The organism is Cellulomonas sp. SG140 (genome assembly GCF_025770785.1).
Lineage (GTDB): Bacteria > Actinomycetota > Actinomycetes > Actinomycetales > Cellulomonadaceae > Cellulomonas.
Genome location: NZ_JANZLA010000002.1, coordinates 408,262 through 424,485, shown reverse-complemented (window position 1 = coordinate 424,485; position 16,224 = coordinate 408,262). Strand labels below are relative to the sequence as shown.

Below are 16,224 nucleotides of genomic sequence, written 5' to 3'. Positions count from 1 at the left end.
TGACGAGCAGGGTCAGGGACGGGTCGGGGTCTGGCGGTCCCGGCCCGGGCCCGATCCCGTCGTCAGGTCCGGTGGAGCGATCAGTGCGGTCGCGCCGTCGATGCGCACGACGACGGCGTCCTGACCGGGCTCGATTCGGGTGCCGGCGGCGGTCCGCGCCGTCCAGACCACTCCCCCGAGCTTGATGCGCCCCTCGGTGTCGGTCACCGGGGACACCACCTGGGCGACCCTGCCGACGTAGCCGGTGGCGTTGGTCTCGGTCAGCGGCACCCTGTTGCGCCAGTGCCGCAGCAGCCACGGCCGCAGCGTCGCGAGCAGCACCACGGACACGACCGCGGCGACGACCACCTGGAGCTCGAGCGGTGCCCCGAGCGCGGCCGTGAGGGCGCCTGCGAGGGCGCCGCCGGCCAGCATCACCAGCACCAGCGCGACCGACACCATCTCCAGGATGCCGAGGACGAGCGCGATGCCGATCCACCACAGCCACGTCATGTCAGCAACCCCCTCGGCGCCTGCGAGCGCCCGACGGTGGTCGGGTGCCGCACCATCGATCCTAGGCGGCGGGCATCTGCCCGTCGGGGGTTTCGGGTGCGGAGCCGGGCGTCAGTGCGCGCCGCTGTGCTCCTCCGCCACGAGCGCACGGGCGCTCCAGCGCCCCGCGGTGTGGTCGAGGTCGAGGTCGAGGTCGAACGCCGCCGAGAGGTTCGCCGCGGTGAGCACCTCGGCGAGCGGACCCGCCGCCAGAGCCCTGCCGGCGCGCAGCAGCAGCGCATGGGTGAAGCCGGGCGGGATCTCCTCGACGTGGTGCGTCACCAGCACCAGCACCGGTGACCGGTGGTCCCGCGCGAGCTCGGCGAGCGCACCGACCAGCTCCTCACGGCCGCCGAGGTCCAGGCCGGCGGCGGGCTCGTCCAGCAGCAGGAGCTCGGGGTCGGCCATCAGCGAGCGGGCGACCTGGACGCGCTTGCGCTCGCCCTCGCTCAGGGTGCCGAACCACCGGTTGGCCAGGTGGTCGACACCGAACACGGTCAGCAGGTCGGCAGCACGGGCCTCGTCGACGTCCTCGTAGCTCTCCTTCCAGCGGCCGGTCATGCCGTACGCGGCGGTGAGCACCACGTCGCGGACCGTCTCGCCGGACGGGATCTGCTCCGCGAGTGCCGCGCTGGACAGTCCGATCCGGGGCCGCAGCTCGAAGACGTCCACCCGCCCTAGCCGCGATCCCAGCACGTCGACCGTGCCCTGCGTCGGGTGCATCCGACCCGACGCCACCTGCAGCAGGGTCGTCTTGCCGGCGCCGTTGCGGCCCAGGACCACCCAGCGCTCACCCTCCTGCACCGTCCACGACAGCTCGTCGAGGATGGTGGTGGCGCCTCTGACGATGGTCACGGACTGCAGGTCGAGGACGGGGGTCATGGGCACGGGCACCTATCGTGGCAGACGCACGGGGTCATGCGTCGATCCGGTTGCGGTCGAGGGCGTCGGCGCCGGCCACGATGAAGTCCTTGCGGGGGCCGACCTCCGAGCCCATCAGCAGCTCGAAGACCTGCTCGGCTCGTTCCGCGGCCGCGACCGTCACCCGGCGCAGGGTCCGCCGCCTGGGGTCCATCGTCGTCTCCGCCAGCTGCTGCGCGTCCATCTCACCGAGGCCCTTGTACCGCTGGATGTCCGGCGAGTACCGCTTCCCGGCACGGTCGAGCTTCTTCAGCGTCGTGGCCAGCTCTGCCTCGGAGTACGTGTACACGTACCGCTCGGGGTCGTCTCGGCGCCCGCCCAGCAGCTCGATCCGGTGCAGCGGAGGCACCGCTGCGTACACCCGACCGTCGGCCACCAGCGGTCGCATGTAGCGGAAGAACAGCGTGAGCAGCAGCGTCCGGATGTGGGCGCCGTCCACGTCCGCGTCCGTCATCAGGATGATCTTCCCGTAGCGCGCGGCCTCGAGGTCGAACGTCCGACCCGACCCGGCACCGACCACCTGCAGGATGGCCGCACACTCGGCGTTCTTCAGCATGTCCGAGACCGAGGCCTTCTGGACGTTGAGGATCTTGCCCCGGATCGGCAGCAGCGCCTGGTAGTCGCTGGAGCGGGCCAGCTTGGCGGTGCCGAGCGCGCTGTCACCCTCGACGATGAACAGCTCCGACCGCACCACGTCGTCGATCCGGCAGTCGGCCAGCTTCGGCGGCAGCGACGAGGACTCCAGCGCCGTCTTCCGCCGGCTGATCTCCTTCTGCTTGCGCGCCGAGAGGCGGGCGTGCATCTCGCCCACCAGCTTGTCCAGCAGGGACGCGGCCTGCGTCTTTGCAGGGTTGCGCGTGGAGGTGAGCACGGTGCTGAGCTCGGTGGCGACCACCTTCGCGACGATGCCCCGCACCGGACCGGTGCCCAGCACCTCCTTCGTCTGCCCCTCGAACTGCGGTTCGGCGAGCCGGACGGTGACTACCGCCGTCAGCCCGGCCATGATGTCGTCCTTCTCGAGCCGCTCCGTGGTGTCCTTGGTGGACACCTTCAGTCGACGGGCGTTCGCGGCCACCTGCTCCCGAAGGGTCTTCAGCAGCGCCTGCTCGAACCCCGCGACGTGGGTACCGCCCTTGGGCGTGGCGATGATGTTGACGAACGAGCGCACGTCGGTCTCGTAGCCGGTGCCCCACCGGAGCGCCACCTCGACGTCGCACGTGCGGGTCACCTCACGCGGCACCATGTGCCCACGCTCGTCGAGCACGGGCACCGTCTCGACGAAGTCCCCGGAGCCCACCAGGCGCCAGATGTCGGTCACCGGCTGGTCCGGCGCGAGGTGCTCGACGAAGTCCACGACCCCGCCGGTGTGCAGGAACGTCTCCGTGTGGGGGCCGTGCTCACCTGGGGTGCCCGGCAGGGCACGCTCGTCGCGGAGCACGATCTCCAGGCCCGGGACCAGGAAGCTCGTCTGCCGCGCGCGGGTAGCCAGCTCGTCGTAGGAGAACGTGGCCGTGGACGGGAAGATCTGCGGGTCCGCCCAGTACCGGACCCGCGTCCCCGTCACCGCCTTGGCCACCTTGCCGGTCACCGTGAGGTCGGAGCCGGAGACGAAGGGCTGGAACGACGACTCGGGCCCACGTCCGGCCGAGTCGTCGAACACGCCGGGCTCGCCGCGGTGGAAGGTCATCAGGTGCGTCCGACCGTGGCGGTCCACCTCGACGTCGAGCCGCGCCGACAGTGCGTTCACCACGGAGGCGCCGACACCGTGCAGACCGCCCGACGCCGCGTAGGACCCGCCACCGAACTTGCCACCGGCGTGCAGCTTGGTGAAGACCACCTCGACGCCCGTCAGTCCGGTCTTCGGCTCGACGTCCACCGGGATGCCACGACCGTCGTCCCGCACCTCGACCGAGGAGTCGGCGTGCAGCACCACCTCGATGTGCCGGCAGAAGCCGCCGAGCGCCTCGTCCACCGCGTTGTCGATGATCTCCCAGAGGCAGTGCATCAGCCCGCGGCTGTCGGTGGTGCCGATGTACATGCCCGGACGCTTGCGGACGGCCTCGAGGCCCTCCAGCACGGACAGGTGCCGGGCTGTGTAGCCGGACTGCGAGGAGACGGTCGTCACGGGGGCGATGGTACTTGCGGCCTCTGACGGGCCCGTTCAGGCCGGCCGCGACGCGCGCCGGACGCGAGGGCGGCTGCGGGCCGTCTCGGTGCCCGGGACGGAGCCGTCCACGATGTGTCCGACGTCACTCCACCATCACGTCGGCGTCACGGCTCGGTCACACGTCGCGACGATTCTGTACGCGATGAGCGAACCACCCGCCCTCGCCGGTATGGATCCGTGCCCGGGATGGTTCTATGGGTTTGTGAACGCGACCCAGACGCACGCCCCGCTGACCGCAGCCGACCGCTGCGACAGGTGTGGTGCCCAGGCCTACGTCCGCGTCCTGCTGCCCGTCGGCGAGCTGCTGTTCTGCGCGCACCACGCGCGCGAGCACGCGGACAAGCTGGCGTCGGTGGCGACGCACGTCCAGGACGAGACCGACCGACTCCTCGCCGAGCACGGCGCGGGGGCGGGAGCGGCAACCGCCTGACCGCGGCCTGAGCAGGCCTCTCGACCACGGACGACGAGGCCCGGACCATCACGGTCCGGGCCTCGTGCCATGTCTCCCGCCATGTCTGCGCACGCACCGTGACCCGCGCCCAGGCACCTCCGGAGGGCGCCGGCACGACGAAGGCCCGGACCATCCGGTACCGGGCCTTCGTCGTGCTCGCTCGTACGCCTCAGTCGAGGTAGTCCCGCAGCACCTGCGACCGCGACGGGTGCCGCAGCTTGGACATCGTCTTGGACTCGATCTGGCGGATGCGCTCACGCGTCACGCCGTAGACCTTGCCGATCTCGTCGAGGGTCTTGGGCTGGCCGTCGGTGAGGCCGAACCGCATCGACACGACGCCCGCCTCACGCTCGGAGAGCGTGTCGAGCACCTGGTGCAGCTGCTCCTGCAGGAGCGTGAAGCTGACGGCGTCCGCCGGGACGACGGCCTCCGAGTCCTCGATCAGGTCGCCGAACTCGCTGTCCCCGTCCTCGCCGAGCGGCGTGTGCAGCGAGATGGGCTCGCGGCCGTACTTCTGGACCTCGACGACCTTCTCCGGCGTCATGTCGAGCTCCTTGGCGAGCTCCTCCGGGGTCGGTTCGCGACCGAGGTCCTGCAGCATCTGGCGCTGCACGCGCGCGAGCTTGTTGATGACCTCGACCATGTGCACCGGGATGCGGATGGTGCGCGCCTGGTCGGCCATCGCGCGGGTGATCGCCTGCCGGATCCACCACGTGGCGTACGTCGAGAACTTGTAGCCCTTGGTGTAGTCGAACTTCTCGACCGCGCGGATCAGGCCGAGGTTGCCCTCCTGGATCAGGTCGAGGAAGAGCATGCCGCGGCCCGTGTACCGCTTGGCCAGGGAGACGACGAGGCGCAGGTTCGCCTCGAGCAGGTGGTTCTTGGCGCGACGGCCGTCGTGGGCGATCCACTGCAGGTCCCGCTTCAGCTTGGCATCCATCTCGATGCCGGAGTTCAGGCGCTCCTCGGCGAACAGACCCGCCTCGATGCGCTTGGCGAGCTCCACCTCCTGCTCCGCGTTCAGCAGGGCGACCTTGCCGATCTGCTTCAGGTAGTCCTTGACCGGGTCGGCCGTCGCGCCGGCGGTGACGACCTGCTGGGCCGGCGCGTCGTCGTCGTCCGCGTCGGAGTAGACGAAACCGCTGTCCTCGCTGGCCTCCTCCTCGGAGGCAGCGGCCGGTGCGGCGGCGTCGGAGTCGTCCTCCTCGTCCGCGACGACCTCCGTCGGCACCTCGTCGGCGTCGACCTCGGTCACCTCCGCGATGTCCTCGACGTCGCCACCCTCGAGCTCGGCACCCGGCTCGATGTCGGTGTCGTCGATCTCGTCCTCGTCCACCTCGTCGGCAGGCGCGGACTCCACGGGTGCGACGGGCCGAACGGCCTTGGCGGCCGCGGGCTTCTTTCCCGCCGGCGCTGCGGCTCGGGCGCGGGTCTGCTTGGGCGCGTCGGCGTCCACGGTCGCCGTCGCGGCCGGGCGGGTCTTGGCACTGGTCGCTGCCACGGCACGCCGGGCGGACGCCGGAGGCTCGTGGCGAACCTCGATGCCGACGGTGCCGAGCGCGCGGACCACCGCCTTCAGGCGCCGTGCGTCCTGCACGTCCGCCTGCTCGCAGGCGGTGCGCAGCTCGACGGCGTCCACGGCTCCATGGGTACGGCCGTTGCGCACCAGCTGCTGGAGGGCAGGGTGCTCGAACTCGCGAGGGAGCGCGGGATGCGGGGTCTGGGGCGACACGAACGACCTTTCGGCGACTTCAGCGGCAACGCCGCGAGTCACGGATCCGTGGAGACAGATGGATATTGTACCGACCACCGTCGTCGGGCACGGCCCGGTGACCGCGCGAGTGGCGGCGATCGACGGCGGCGAACCTGCGGCCTCCGGGTCCAACGAACGGAGCCCGCCGAGGATTCCCGCCGGAACCACCCGATCACCACGGCCGACGGTCGGATGTCGGGCTACGCGGGGTCGGGCTTCACGGTGAGGACGGGGCACGGCGCGTCGAACAGCACGCGCTGTGCGTTGGCGCCGAGGATCAGCTTGCCGACCGGGCTCCGCCGGCGCAGGCCGATCACCACCAGGTGTGCCCCGGTCTCCTCCGCCGTGCCGATCAGGTCGTCCGCGACGTCCCCACCGTCAAGCAACCTGATCTCGTGCTCCACACCGTCGGAGGCCAGCTGACGGTCGACTGCGGCGAGCGCCTGCTCCACCTCGGCGCGCTGCGCCGGCGGCTCGTCCTGTCGCGTGCTGACCACCACGACGATCCGCTCGGAGCGCAGGTGGGACTCCCGAACCGCCGCCTCGAGCGCTGCCCGACCCTCCGCCGTCGCCAGGTACCCGACCACGATCGCCATGCGCCCTCCTCGGAACCCGGGCGGCCACTGCGCCACCTGCGGCGACGGTACCGGTTCACCGACCCGACGACGAGCCGGTCGCACGGCCTCGCGCCGGGCAGGATCACGCCTCGGCACGGACCCATCCGGGTGGGACCCCCTGGGCGACGGCATCGTGGATCAGGTGTGCCAGGCGGTACGACGGGTCGCTCTCGAACGCTCGTGCGAGCAGGAGCTGAGCCCGCGCGCCGTCCCCACGCCACCAGGCGAGCAGGGCGAGCAACGTCAGCGCCGGTTCCTGGTGCGCACTCTCTCCGTGGGCGACCACGCGCTCGAGCGCGCGTTCGTGGATCCTCGTGGCACCGGCCGGCGGTCTGACACCGAGGCTGGGGTCGACCACCAGCGCGAGCGCGTCCGCCAGACCGGCATCAGCCTCCGGCGACGTGCGCGTTCCCGTCACCGAGCGTTCGGGCAGCGACCCCGTCCCGGGGACGAGTGCCACCAGCACCGCGTCCCGCACGCGCGGGTCGGCCAGACCGGCCTCGAGCCGCCCGAGCGCGGAACCACCGATCCGCACGGTGCTGTCGTCAGCCTCCGCCACCGCGCGCCGCCAGGCCCGGACGCAGTCCAGCCGCCATCGTTCCAGCGCCGCGTCCGAGCTCGCGGCGGCCCGTCGCGCGACCCATCGTCGCCGCACGCGCGCGACGGCCTTCCGTGCGTCGGCACCTGCCGACCTGATGCGCGCCACGTCGTCCCGGGAACCGGCGACGGCCGAACCGGCGAGCACCATCTGCGCACCCACCTGCGTGGCGTCCAGCTCCGCAAGCGGTCGCCCGCCGACCGGACAGCAGGAGTCGGCGCAGTCGAGGGCCAGGTAGCCGTGATCGGTGACCACCCACACGGGTACGTCGCCGAACGGCGCTGCCGCGGCCTCGCGGAAGTGCTCGACGGCCGGGACGACGGCCGGCTCGCCACCGCCCCGCGGGTCGTTGCCGGTGTAGAGCACGAGCACGCAGCGGTCCGCTCCGTCCCGGTCGAGGTGGGAGACGAGCGCCCGAGCGAGTCGTGGGCCGTCGGCTCGCTCTGCCAGGTCGGCCAGGTCGACCCGGATCACCAGGCCGACCTGCCCGCGCGGCGGACGGAGACTGACGGCGACGGCGCTGCGCGCCGGGCGGAAGCCGAGCTGGTGCGGGATCAGTGCCAACAGCTCACGGGGCTCGGACAGACGCAGGGTGGAGAGGCTCATGCGGTCACCCCACACCGGACCCGTCGGCCGACCCAGCTCTGTCCACAGGGTCCAGCGGTCGCCGCTCGTGCACAGGCGTCGAGGTCGTCTCGCACGGCGGCGCGACTCTCGGTCCCTGAGGTGTCGCGACCCCGCCGTACCAGCGCTCCTGCGACACCTCCCCGGCGGCAGCCGATGGGCCCCGCCGCGTAGCCTGTCCCGGTGCCGCACACGACCGCCCAGGGACCCCGTGCCAGGGGCCCGAGGATCGCGGTGACCGGTGCTTTGGTCGTGGCGGCCCTGACCCTCACCGGGTGCGCGTCGAGCGCGCCGGCACGACTCGGGTCCCCCTCGAGCCCGTCGTCCCCCTCGCCGACCGAACCGCTGCTCACCGAGCAGGCGGGCAGCGGGACGAGCGTCGGCACCCTCGTCAAGGGCTTCCCCACCCAGCTGGTCCCCGTGCCGGAGGGGGCCACCGTGCTCGTCTCGTCGGCACAGCCGATCGCCGGCGGCCTGACGCAGATCAGCCTGAACCTGCGCAGCGCCCAGGACGCGGCGGGACTGCTGGCGGCAGTGCGTGGGCCGCTGCTCGCGGCGGGCTTCCACGAGGCACCGCCGGCCCAGCCCGACCCCGGGCTCGCGGCTCAGAGCTCGTTCTCCCGTTCCGACGGCACCGAGCTGGTGCTGGTCGGCGTGCTCGACCGGGACGGCGTGCGCACGCTCACGCTCGGGGGCCGTGTGCACGTCTGAGCCGCCCGGGGCCGGTCGCCGCTCCCCTACGCTGACCTGGTGAGCGCCTCGGCACCGCCCCTGCTCGACGACGAGGACGTGCGGCGCCAGGTGGACGGCCTCCTGCGGGCGCACCTCGATCGGCTCGAGACCGACCTGGCCGAGACCGGGCACGAGGCGGCACCGCTCGTCGAGGCTCTGCGCACCATGCTCGGCGGTGGCAAGCGCCTCCGAGCTGCGTTCGCCTACTGGTCCTGGCGCGCGCACGGCGGCGTCACGGGCAGCTCCGAGGAGCTCTGCGCCCTGCGTGTCGGCGCGGCCCTCGAGCTCTTCCAGGCAGCGGCGCTGTTCCACGACGACGTGATGGACGACTCCGACACCCGGCGCGGGCGCCCGACCGCGCACCGGGCGTTCGCGGCTCGGCACGCGCGGCTCCACCTTGCCGGCGACGGTGACCGGTACGGGATGTCCGCCGCGATCCTGCTCGGTGACCTCGCGCTCGTGGCCTGCGACGCCGAGCTCGCCGAAGCCGTCGAACCCTTGCCGCCGGCGGATGCGGCAACCGTCCGCTCGTTCTTCTCCCGCATGACGTCGGGCGTGACGGTCGGTCAGTACCTGGACCTGGCGGCACAGGTCCAGCCCTGGGGCGACGACCCCGCCGTGATCGAGCGCCGCGCGTGGCAGGTGCTCCGGGCGAAGTCGGCGCGCTACAGCGTCGAGCAGCCCATGCTGCTCGGCGCGGCGGTCGCGGGCGCCGATGCCGCGGCGCTCGACCGCTGCGCGGCGATCGGCCTCCCGCTGGGCGAGGCGTTCCAGCTGCGCGACGACCTGCTCGGTGTCTTCGGCGATCCGGCGGTGACGGGCAAGCCGGCCGGTGACGACCTGCGAGAGGGCAAGCGGACGGTCCTGGTCGCCCGGGCCCTCGCCTCCGGGGACGAGACGACCCGCCGGTTGCTGACGGAGCACCTGGGCGACGCGACGATGGACGCGTCGCGGACGGCGCAGCTGGCGGACGCCATCGCCGCCTCCGGTGCACCCGCCGAGGTGGAAGGGCTGATCGACCAGCTGTCGAGGCGTGCCTTCGGGCTCATCGAGTCGAGCGGCTGGCGGGAACCGGCCCGTTCCCACCTCGTGGAGCTGGCGCGGCAGGCGGTCGACCGCCGGCGCTGAGGGAGCCGAACGCTCGCCGCGCCGCCGAAGGGTCGCAGACCGCGGACGCGCTCAGAGCTCGGCCTGGGCGAGCCGCCTCACCAACGACTTGCGTCCCGCCAGGAGGGCGTCCATCGGGGTGCCGCCCAGCTCGTCGGTGGGGGTGAACAGCCAGACGATCGCCTGCTCGTCCGTGAAACCGACGTCCGCCAGCACGGTGAAGGTGCCCTGCAGCGCCGCCAGCACGGTCCACGCCGCCCCCGCGCCGGGGACGCCGGGGTTGGCCGGGTTGGCGAGGTGACCCGGCACGAGGAAGCGCGCCGGGACGCAGAGGACGGGCGGCTCCCCGCGACGGACCGCGATCAGCCGCCGCTCCTGGACGAGGCGCCGCACCTTGGCCACGTCCTCCCCCAGCCGGTCGGCCACGTCGGGAAGGGTCAGCCACTCGTCGACCAGGTCGTCGGGCGCAGCAGGCGCGTCAGTCACGAGGTCAGCCTACGAGTGCGGAGGTGGGCAGCGACGCGCGACGCCGATCCGCACACCTGCCGACGCCCCGAACCGGGACGCTTCGGACCTCGACCTTTCACACCGGCTCACCCTCCACTAGCGTGCACATCTGTCACATCTGTCACAGGCGTCACGGGGCGCCGACCATCTTGTCGCCGGGGGTCCTTCGCCATGACCGACACAGCAACAGCGCGTGCCACGGCACGCCGACGTGCCGCGACGGGCACGGGGGCCACCCTCGCGCTCACCGCCGTCACCGTCGCCGTCGCGGCGCCCGCCCACGCCGACACGCAGTACACCGTGCGGCCCGGTGACACCGTGAGCCACATCGCGCAGCGTGCAGGCGTGAGCGTGGCGGCGATCAGCCGGGCCAACGCGCTCGCCGACGCCTCGCGCATCCGAGCCGGGCAGGTCCTCAGCATCCCCGGGGCAGCGGCTCCCGCCGCGGTCGCCCCGGCACCCCGCGCAGCGGCCTCGACGACCACCGGCACGGTCCGCACCACGTACACGGTGGTCAAGGGCGACACCGTGTCCCACATCGCCGCGCGCACCGGTAGCTCGGTGGCGGCCATCGTCGCGGCGAACCACCTCGACGGCAGAGCGTTCATCCGGATCGGCCAGGTCCTGACCATCCCGTCCGCGAGCGGCGCTCCGGCTGCCGCAGTCACCGCGGTGTCCGCGACGGTCGCGACCGTCCCGACGATCAAGGCCGTCAACGCCCCGACCTCGGTCAGCCGGTACACCGTCGCCGCCGGCGACACCCTGTCGTCGATCGCCTCGCGGTTCGGCACCACGGTCGCCGCGGTCGCGGCGGCCAACGGGCTGGACTCGCGGGGGCTCATCCGCATCGGGCAGGGTCTGGACGTGCCGGGCGCCACCGTCGCCACCGCGAAGCCGCTGGTCGGTGACACCTTCGCCGGCCGGACCTACCCGGCCGTCGTCGTCGGCGCGGCGAACGTGAACAAGGCCGCACTGCTCGCGACAGGCGTGCCCTCGCCCGCACAGATGCGCGCCCTGGTGGCATCCACGGCACGCACCCTCGGTGTGGACCCGGCCCTCGCACTCGCCGTCGCCTACCAGGAGTCCGGGTTCGACCAGACGTCCGTGTCGCCGGCCAACGCCATCGGCACCATGCAGGTGATCCCCTCGTCGGGCGAGTGGGCGTCGCAGATGGCGGGCCGGTCCCTCAACCTGCTGAACCCCCAGGACAACGTCACCGCCGGAGTGCTGATCCTGCGGTCCCTCGTCCGCACGGCGCCGGACCTGCCGAGCGCCATCGCGGGCTACTACCAGGGGCTCGCATCCGTGCAGAAGAGCGGGATGTACCCGGACACGCGCCGCTACGTCGCCAACGTCCAGACCCTGATGACGCGCTTCCGCTGACCGCGCCCGCGCTGCACGCCTCCGCCGGGGCCGCGGAACGCGCCCGTAGACTCGCCACCGTGGGAGCCACCGTCACCGATCCGCTCGTCGGCCGCCTGGTCGACGGCCGGTACGAGGTGGTCTCCCGCCTCGCCCGCGGTGGCATGGCGACGGTCTACGTGGCGGTCGACCGCCGGCTGGACCGCGACGTCGCGCTCAAGGTGATGCATCCGCACCTGGCCGACGGTGCGTCCGGCGCGGACTTCATCGCCCGCTTCCGGCGGGAGGCCCGCACCGCGGCACGGTTGGCCCATCCCGGCCTGGTCAGCGTCTTCGACCAAGGCGTCGACGGCGAGACGAGCTACCTGACCATGGAGCTCGTCACGGGCGTGAACCTGCGTCGTCGGATCGGCGAGCAGGGTGCCCTGAGCGTCGGTGAGGCCTTGCGGATCGGCGAGGCGGTCCTCGACGCCCTGACCGCGGCGCACCGCAACGGCCTGGTCCACCGAGACGTCAAGCCGGAGAACGTGCTGCTGGCAGCCGAGGACGACCGCGTCAAGCTCGCCGACTTCGGCCTGGCCCGCGCGGTCACCGAGGTGACGTCCACCACCACGGGGACGGTGCTGGGAACCGTGGCCTACCTCGCACCCGAGCTCGTGGTCCGCGGCGCGAGCGACGCCCGCACGGACGTGTACGCCACCGGCATCCTGCTCTACGAGATGCTGACGGGCCGCCAGCCCTTCACCGGGGCCACCCCGATCCAGGTGGCGTTCCAGCACGTGAACAGCGACGTGCCGGCGCCGTCCGACCTGGTGCCGTGGCTGCCGAGCGAGGTCGACGAGCTCGTCGCCGCGCTCACGGCCCGCGACCCGGCCGACCGACCCGTCGACGCGGGAGCCGCCCTGGCGCGCCTGCGGCGCACGCGCGCTGCGCTGGACCCGGTGGTGCTGGGCCGGCACGCGGACGTGTCCCCTGCCGTCCCCGCGCAGCACGCGCCCGAGAGCTCCGACGAGGACCTTGCATCGGCTCTGAGCACGTTCAGCGGCGAGGGCGACGGCGTCGAGCGTCTCGGGGTCGCAGCCGGCCGCGACGAGCAGGTCACCACCACCCTGGCCACCGTCAACGGTGCGGGCAGCACCGTCGCCCTGCCGATCGGGCTCGGGACGACGACGCCCGGGCCGTCCGCCGGCGGGTCGCCGGCCACAGCAGACGTCCCCGCGCCACGACGCTCACGGCGGCGCCGGTGGCCGGCGCTCCTGCTCGCGGTGCTGCTGGTCGGCGGCATCGCGTACGGCGGCTGGTGGTACGTCGAACAGGGGCCCGGCGCCTACACGACCGTCCCGCAGATCACCGCCCAGTCGGAGCAGCAGGCGCTCGCCGTCCTCGCCAGCCACGGTCTGCACGGCGTCCGGACCGAGGCCTTCGACGACGTCGCTCCGGCCGGCCAGGTGTTCAGGGCGAACCCCGCGGTCGGGCAGCCCGTGCGCAAGGCCGGCACCGTCACCTACACCGTCTCGCGCGGCGTCGACATGGTCACGATCCCCGACGGCGTCGTCGGAGCGATGCAGGCGGCTGCCGAGAAGGTCCTGAAGGCGGCCGGCCTCTCGGTCGCCTACGGACCGGAGCAGTGGCACGACACCGCCGCGATCGGGTCGGTGCTGTCCGCGACGCTGCCGGACGGTGCCGCCGCGGACCCCAAGACCCAGGTGAAGCGCGGCACCACGGTGACCCTCTCCCTGTCCAAGGGGCCGGCACCGGTGACGGTGACCACCGTCGTCGGTGCGACCCTCGACCAGGCCACCGCACAGCTCGCCGCCGACGGCCTGAAGGTGGCCGCCAGCGAGGCGTTCAGCGACACCGTGCCGGCCGGCACCGTGATGGACCAGTCGCCGAAGGCGGGCAGCACCGCGCACCGCGGGGACACCGTCCAGGCCACCGTCAGCAAGGGCCAGGAGATGCTTCCGGTGCCCAACGTGATCCAGATGAAGGCCGACAAGGCGACGAAGACCCTGCAGGACGCCGGGTTCACCGTGGCGGTCACCTATCCGTTGGGCGCGCACCCGTTGAACACCGTCTACGACCAGACACCGGCTGGCGGCAACGGGAAGACGGCCCCACGCGGCTCGACGATCACGCTGTCGGTGGTCTGACCCAGCGGCCGCCAGCCGCGGAGCGAGCCTCCCCGACGACGGTCCCCGACCGTGACGAGGCCCCGTCTCCCCAGCGGGGAACGGGGCCTCGTCGTACGCGCGCCACTCTCATGAGCGACGGAGCAGCTCCACCACCTGGAAGGCCAGCTCGAGCGACTGCTGGTGGTTCAGCCGGGGGTCGACGCGGGTCTCGTAGCGCCGCGACAGCCCCTCCTCGTCGATCTCCTCGGTGCCGCCGAGCACCTCGGTGACGTCGTCGCCGGTCAGCTCGATGTGCAGGCCTCCGGGGACCGTCCCGAGGGCCCGGTGCACCTCGAAGAAGCCGGCCACCTCGTCGATCACGTCCGCGAAGCGCCTCGTCTTGTAGCCGGACGAGGAGACGATGCCGTTGCCGTGCATCGGGTCGCATACCCACGTGATCGGCCGACCGTCGGCGGTGACCTTCGCCACCAGGGCAGGCAGCCGGTCGCGGACCAGGCCCGCGCCCATCCGCGTGATGAAGGTCAGGCGGCCCGGCTCGCCGTTCGGGTTCAGCCGGTCCATCAGGGCCAGCGCCTCGTCACCCGTGGTCGTCGGGCCGAGCTTGACGCCGAGCGGGTTTTGCACGCGGGAGAAGTAGTCGATGTGCGCACCGTCCAGCTTGCGGGTGCGCTCGCCGATCCACAGGAAGTGGCCCGAGCAGTCGTACGGCAGGCCGGTGCGCGAGTCGATCCGCGTCAGGGGCCGCTCGTAGTCCAGCAGCAGACCCTCGTGGCTGGCGTAGAAGTCGACGGCCCGCAGGGCGTCGAAGTCCGCGCCGCAGGCAGCCATGAACCGGATCGCCCGGTCGATCTCCGCCGCGATCTCCTCGTAGCGGGAGTACGCCGGGTTGGCGGTGAAGCCGCGGTTCCACTCGTGCACCCGGAGCAGGGAGGCGAAGCCGCCGGTGGTGAACGCCCTGATCAGATTCAGGGTCGACGCCGACGTGTGGTAGGCCTCGAGCAGTCGCTCCGGGTCCGGGGTCCGGTCCGCTGGCGTGAAGGCGTAGCCGTTCACGATGTCCCCACGGAAGGCCGGCAGGGTCACGCCGTCCCGCGTCTCGGTGTCGGCGCTGCGCGGCTTGGCGTACTGGCCGGCCATCCGGCCCATCTTGATGACGGGCAGGCTGGCGCCGTACGTGAGCACCACGGCCATCTGGAGGACCGTCATGATCTTGTGGCGGATCCGGTCCGCGGTCGCCTCGGCGAAGATCTCGGCGCAGTCCCCGCCCTGGAGCAGGAACGCCTCGCCACGGCCCGCCGCGGCGAGCTTGGCCCGCAGCGCATCCGCCTCACCGGCGAAGACGAGCGGCGGCAGGGTCGCGAGCTTCTCGCGCACCTGCCGAAGCCGCGTGGCGTCCGGCCACGAGGGCTGCTGCTCGGCCGAGAGGCCCTCCCAGGCGTCCAGACCCTCCAGAACCCCGGGGTCCGGCTCCACGCTCATGCGTGGGAAGCCGCTGCGACCAGCGGCTGGCCGATGTCCGCCAGCAGCCGGCCGAACCAGGGCTGCGTGACGTCGAACGCCTTGCCGCCGGCGATCCGCGGGAACTCGATCGCACGCAGACGGTCGCCGTTCTCCTCGTCGTGACCGATGACGCCGGCCTCGCCGCGCAGCGCGCACTCGACGGCCAGGTCCGTCATCGACTTGATGAGGCGCAGGTCCTCGGCGTTCGCGGCGGCGGCGCGCGAGTAGTAGCCGGACTTCTGGACCATGACCTTCTCGGCGCCGAGCTTGGCGGCGAACTGCTTGGCGAACCACTGGCCCGGGTTGATCGTGTCGAGCTTGACGTGACCGAAGGCGTCCCGAGCGACCTCCTCGCCCGCGGCCTCCTTCTGGGCGACGATCTCGTTCATCCCGGCGCCCTCGGACAAGAAGATGTTGACGTTCCCCTGGGTGTCCATGATCGCCTTGAGGCGCGCCGCCTCGGCGTCGATGTCGAGCGCCAGCTCGGGCAGGAAGACGGCGTGGATGTCCCAGCGCTCACGCGTCAGGCCCAGGCTCGGCACCCACTCCTGCAGGTCGAGCCACTTGCGGTACTCGGACGCGGCGGCGGCGGTCAGCCACCCGCAGTGCCGACCCATCACCTCGTGCACGATCAGCATCCGGGGGCCGGAGCGGTGCTCGCCGATGATGTTCGCCGCGAAGCCCGCCGCCTCCTCGGCGGCGGTCCATGCGCCGAGGGACTGGCGGATCGGCACGACGTCGTTGTCGATCGTCTTGGGCAGCCCCACGACCGTCAGCGGGTAGTCGTTCTCGGCGAGGTAGGCGGCCAGGTCCGCGGCGGTGGTGTTGGTGTCGTCGCCACCGATGGTGTGCAGCACGTCGACCCCGTCGGCCTTGAGCTGCTCGGCCGCCACGTGCAGCGGGTTCTCACCCTCCTTGACCAGGCCGCGCTTGACGCAGTCCTTGGCGTTGGTCAGCTTCACCCGGGAGTTCCCGATGGGCGAGCCGCCGAAGCGGTGCAGGATGCCGGCCTTCTTGCGGCCCTCCTCGTCCACCACGATCTTCTCCCCGCGCAGCAGGCCGTGGTAGCCGTGCTGGTAGGCGATGATCTCGATCTCGGGGGCGATCTCCGTGTAGCGCTCGATCAGCCCGCCGACGGCCGAGGACAGGCACGGGGCGAAGCCGCCTGCGGTGAGGAGAGCGACGCGACGGACCGACATGGGGGAACACCTCTCGATCGAGC

General features: G+C 72.4%; 14 protein-coding genes. 5 read left to right on the top strand and 9 right to left on the bottom strand.

All coding sequences use genetic code 11. The annotated features are described in order from the left end of the window. Nucleotides 1–12: 12 nt before the first annotated feature. From N0B34_RS05800 to N0B34_RS05790, 3 genes are all read right to left on the bottom strand, one after another. Entirely contained in the window at nucleotides 13–492 is a 480-nt protein-coding gene (locus N0B34_RS05800) for an NfeD family protein (protein WP_263730365.1), read from the bottom strand. Nucleotides 493–603: 111 nt separating this feature from the next. Then, complete coding sequence (locus N0B34_RS05795) at nucleotides 604–1,413, bottom strand: ABC transporter ATP-binding protein (RefSeq protein ID WP_263730364.1); 810 nt, start codon at nucleotides 1,411–1,413, stop codon at nucleotides 604–606. Nucleotides 1,414–1,447: 34 nt separating this feature from the next. After that, complete coding sequence (locus N0B34_RS05790; RefSeq protein WP_263730363.1) at nucleotides 1,448–3,577, bottom strand: DNA gyrase/topoisomerase IV subunit B; 2,130 nt, start codon at nucleotides 3,575–3,577, stop codon at nucleotides 1,448–1,450. A 211-nt stretch (nucleotides 3,578–3,788) separates the two neighbouring features. On the opposite strand from N0B34_RS05790, the gene N0B34_RS05785 reads away from it, so the two are divergent. Beyond that, on the top strand, nucleotides 3,789–4,049 hold the full coding sequence (locus N0B34_RS05785) for a hypothetical protein (RefSeq protein ID WP_263730499.1): 261 nt from the start codon (nucleotides 3,789–3,791) through the stop codon (nucleotides 4,047–4,049). Nucleotides 4,050–4,239: 190 nt separating this feature from the next. On the opposite strand, the gene N0B34_RS05780 is transcribed toward N0B34_RS05785, so the two are convergent. The 3 genes from N0B34_RS05780 to N0B34_RS05770 all read right to left on the bottom strand — a co-directional run bounded on the left by N0B34_RS05780 (nucleotide 4,240) and on the right by N0B34_RS05770 (nucleotide 7,644). Next, nucleotides 4,240–5,802, bottom strand: a complete 1,563-nt coding sequence (locus tag N0B34_RS05780; protein ID WP_263730362.1) for an RNA polymerase sigma factor — start codon at nucleotides 5,800–5,802, stop codon at nucleotides 4,240–4,242. 221 nt (nucleotides 5,803–6,023) lie between these two features. Then, nucleotides 6,024–6,419: a universal stress protein gene (locus N0B34_RS05775; protein WP_263730361.1), complete on the bottom strand. Its 396-nt coding sequence runs from the start codon at nucleotides 6,417–6,419 to the stop codon at nucleotides 6,024–6,026. A gap of 103 nt (nucleotides 6,420–6,522) precedes the next feature. Further along, nucleotides 6,523–7,644, bottom strand: coding sequence for a DUF4192 domain-containing protein (locus N0B34_RS05770; protein ID WP_263730360.1), 1,122 nt, complete (start codon nucleotides 7,642–7,644; stop codon nucleotides 6,523–6,525). 252 nt (nucleotides 7,645–7,896) lie between these two features. Here N0B34_RS05770 and N0B34_RS05765 point away from each other — a divergent pair, with 252 nt between their 5' ends. Next, nucleotides 7,897–8,373: a hypothetical protein gene (locus N0B34_RS05765; RefSeq protein WP_263730359.1), complete on the top strand. Its 477-nt coding sequence runs from the start codon at nucleotides 7,897–7,899 to the stop codon at nucleotides 8,371–8,373. 39 nt (nucleotides 8,374–8,412) lie between these two features. Continuing rightward, the gene (locus N0B34_RS05760) at nucleotides 8,413–9,522 is read left to right on the top strand and encodes a polyprenyl synthetase family protein (protein ID WP_263730358.1); all 1,110 of its coding nucleotides are present in this window, start codon (nucleotides 8,413–8,415) and stop codon (nucleotides 9,520–9,522) included. A 51-nt stretch (nucleotides 9,523–9,573) separates the two neighbouring features. On the opposite strand, the gene N0B34_RS05755 is transcribed toward N0B34_RS05760, so the two are convergent. Next, nucleotides 9,574–9,987, bottom strand: a complete 414-nt coding sequence (locus tag N0B34_RS05755) for an Rv2175c family DNA-binding protein (RefSeq protein WP_263730357.1) — start codon at nucleotides 9,985–9,987, stop codon at nucleotides 9,574–9,576. 192 nt (nucleotides 9,988–10,179) lie between these two features. On the opposite strand from N0B34_RS05755, the gene N0B34_RS05750 reads away from it, so the two are divergent. Both N0B34_RS05750 and N0B34_RS05745 read left to right on the top strand, forming a co-directional pair. Next, nucleotides 10,180–11,391: a LysM peptidoglycan-binding domain-containing protein gene (locus N0B34_RS05750; RefSeq protein WP_263730356.1), complete on the top strand. Its 1,212-nt coding sequence runs from the start codon at nucleotides 10,180–10,182 to the stop codon at nucleotides 11,389–11,391. A 59-nt stretch (nucleotides 11,392–11,450) separates the two neighbouring features. Further along, nucleotides 11,451–13,520, top strand: a complete 2,070-nt coding sequence (locus N0B34_RS05745; RefSeq protein ID WP_263730355.1) for a Stk1 family PASTA domain-containing Ser/Thr kinase — start codon at nucleotides 11,451–11,453, stop codon at nucleotides 13,518–13,520. 108 nt (nucleotides 13,521–13,628) lie between these two features. On the opposite strand, the gene N0B34_RS05740 is transcribed toward N0B34_RS05745, so the two are convergent. Both N0B34_RS05740 and N0B34_RS05735 read right to left on the bottom strand, forming a co-directional pair. Further along, nucleotides 13,629–14,981, bottom strand: coding sequence for a class II 3-deoxy-7-phosphoheptulonate synthase (locus tag N0B34_RS05740; protein ID WP_263730354.1), 1,353 nt, complete (start codon nucleotides 14,979–14,981; stop codon nucleotides 13,629–13,631). Continuing rightward, complete coding sequence (locus N0B34_RS05735; protein WP_263730353.1) at nucleotides 14,978–16,201, bottom strand: pyrophosphate--fructose-6-phosphate 1-phosphotransferase; 1,224 nt, start codon at nucleotides 16,199–16,201, stop codon at nucleotides 14,978–14,980. The genes N0B34_RS05740 and N0B34_RS05735 overlap by 4 nt, the downstream gene beginning before the upstream one ends. Between the last annotated feature and the right edge of the window lie 23 nt (nucleotides 16,202–16,224).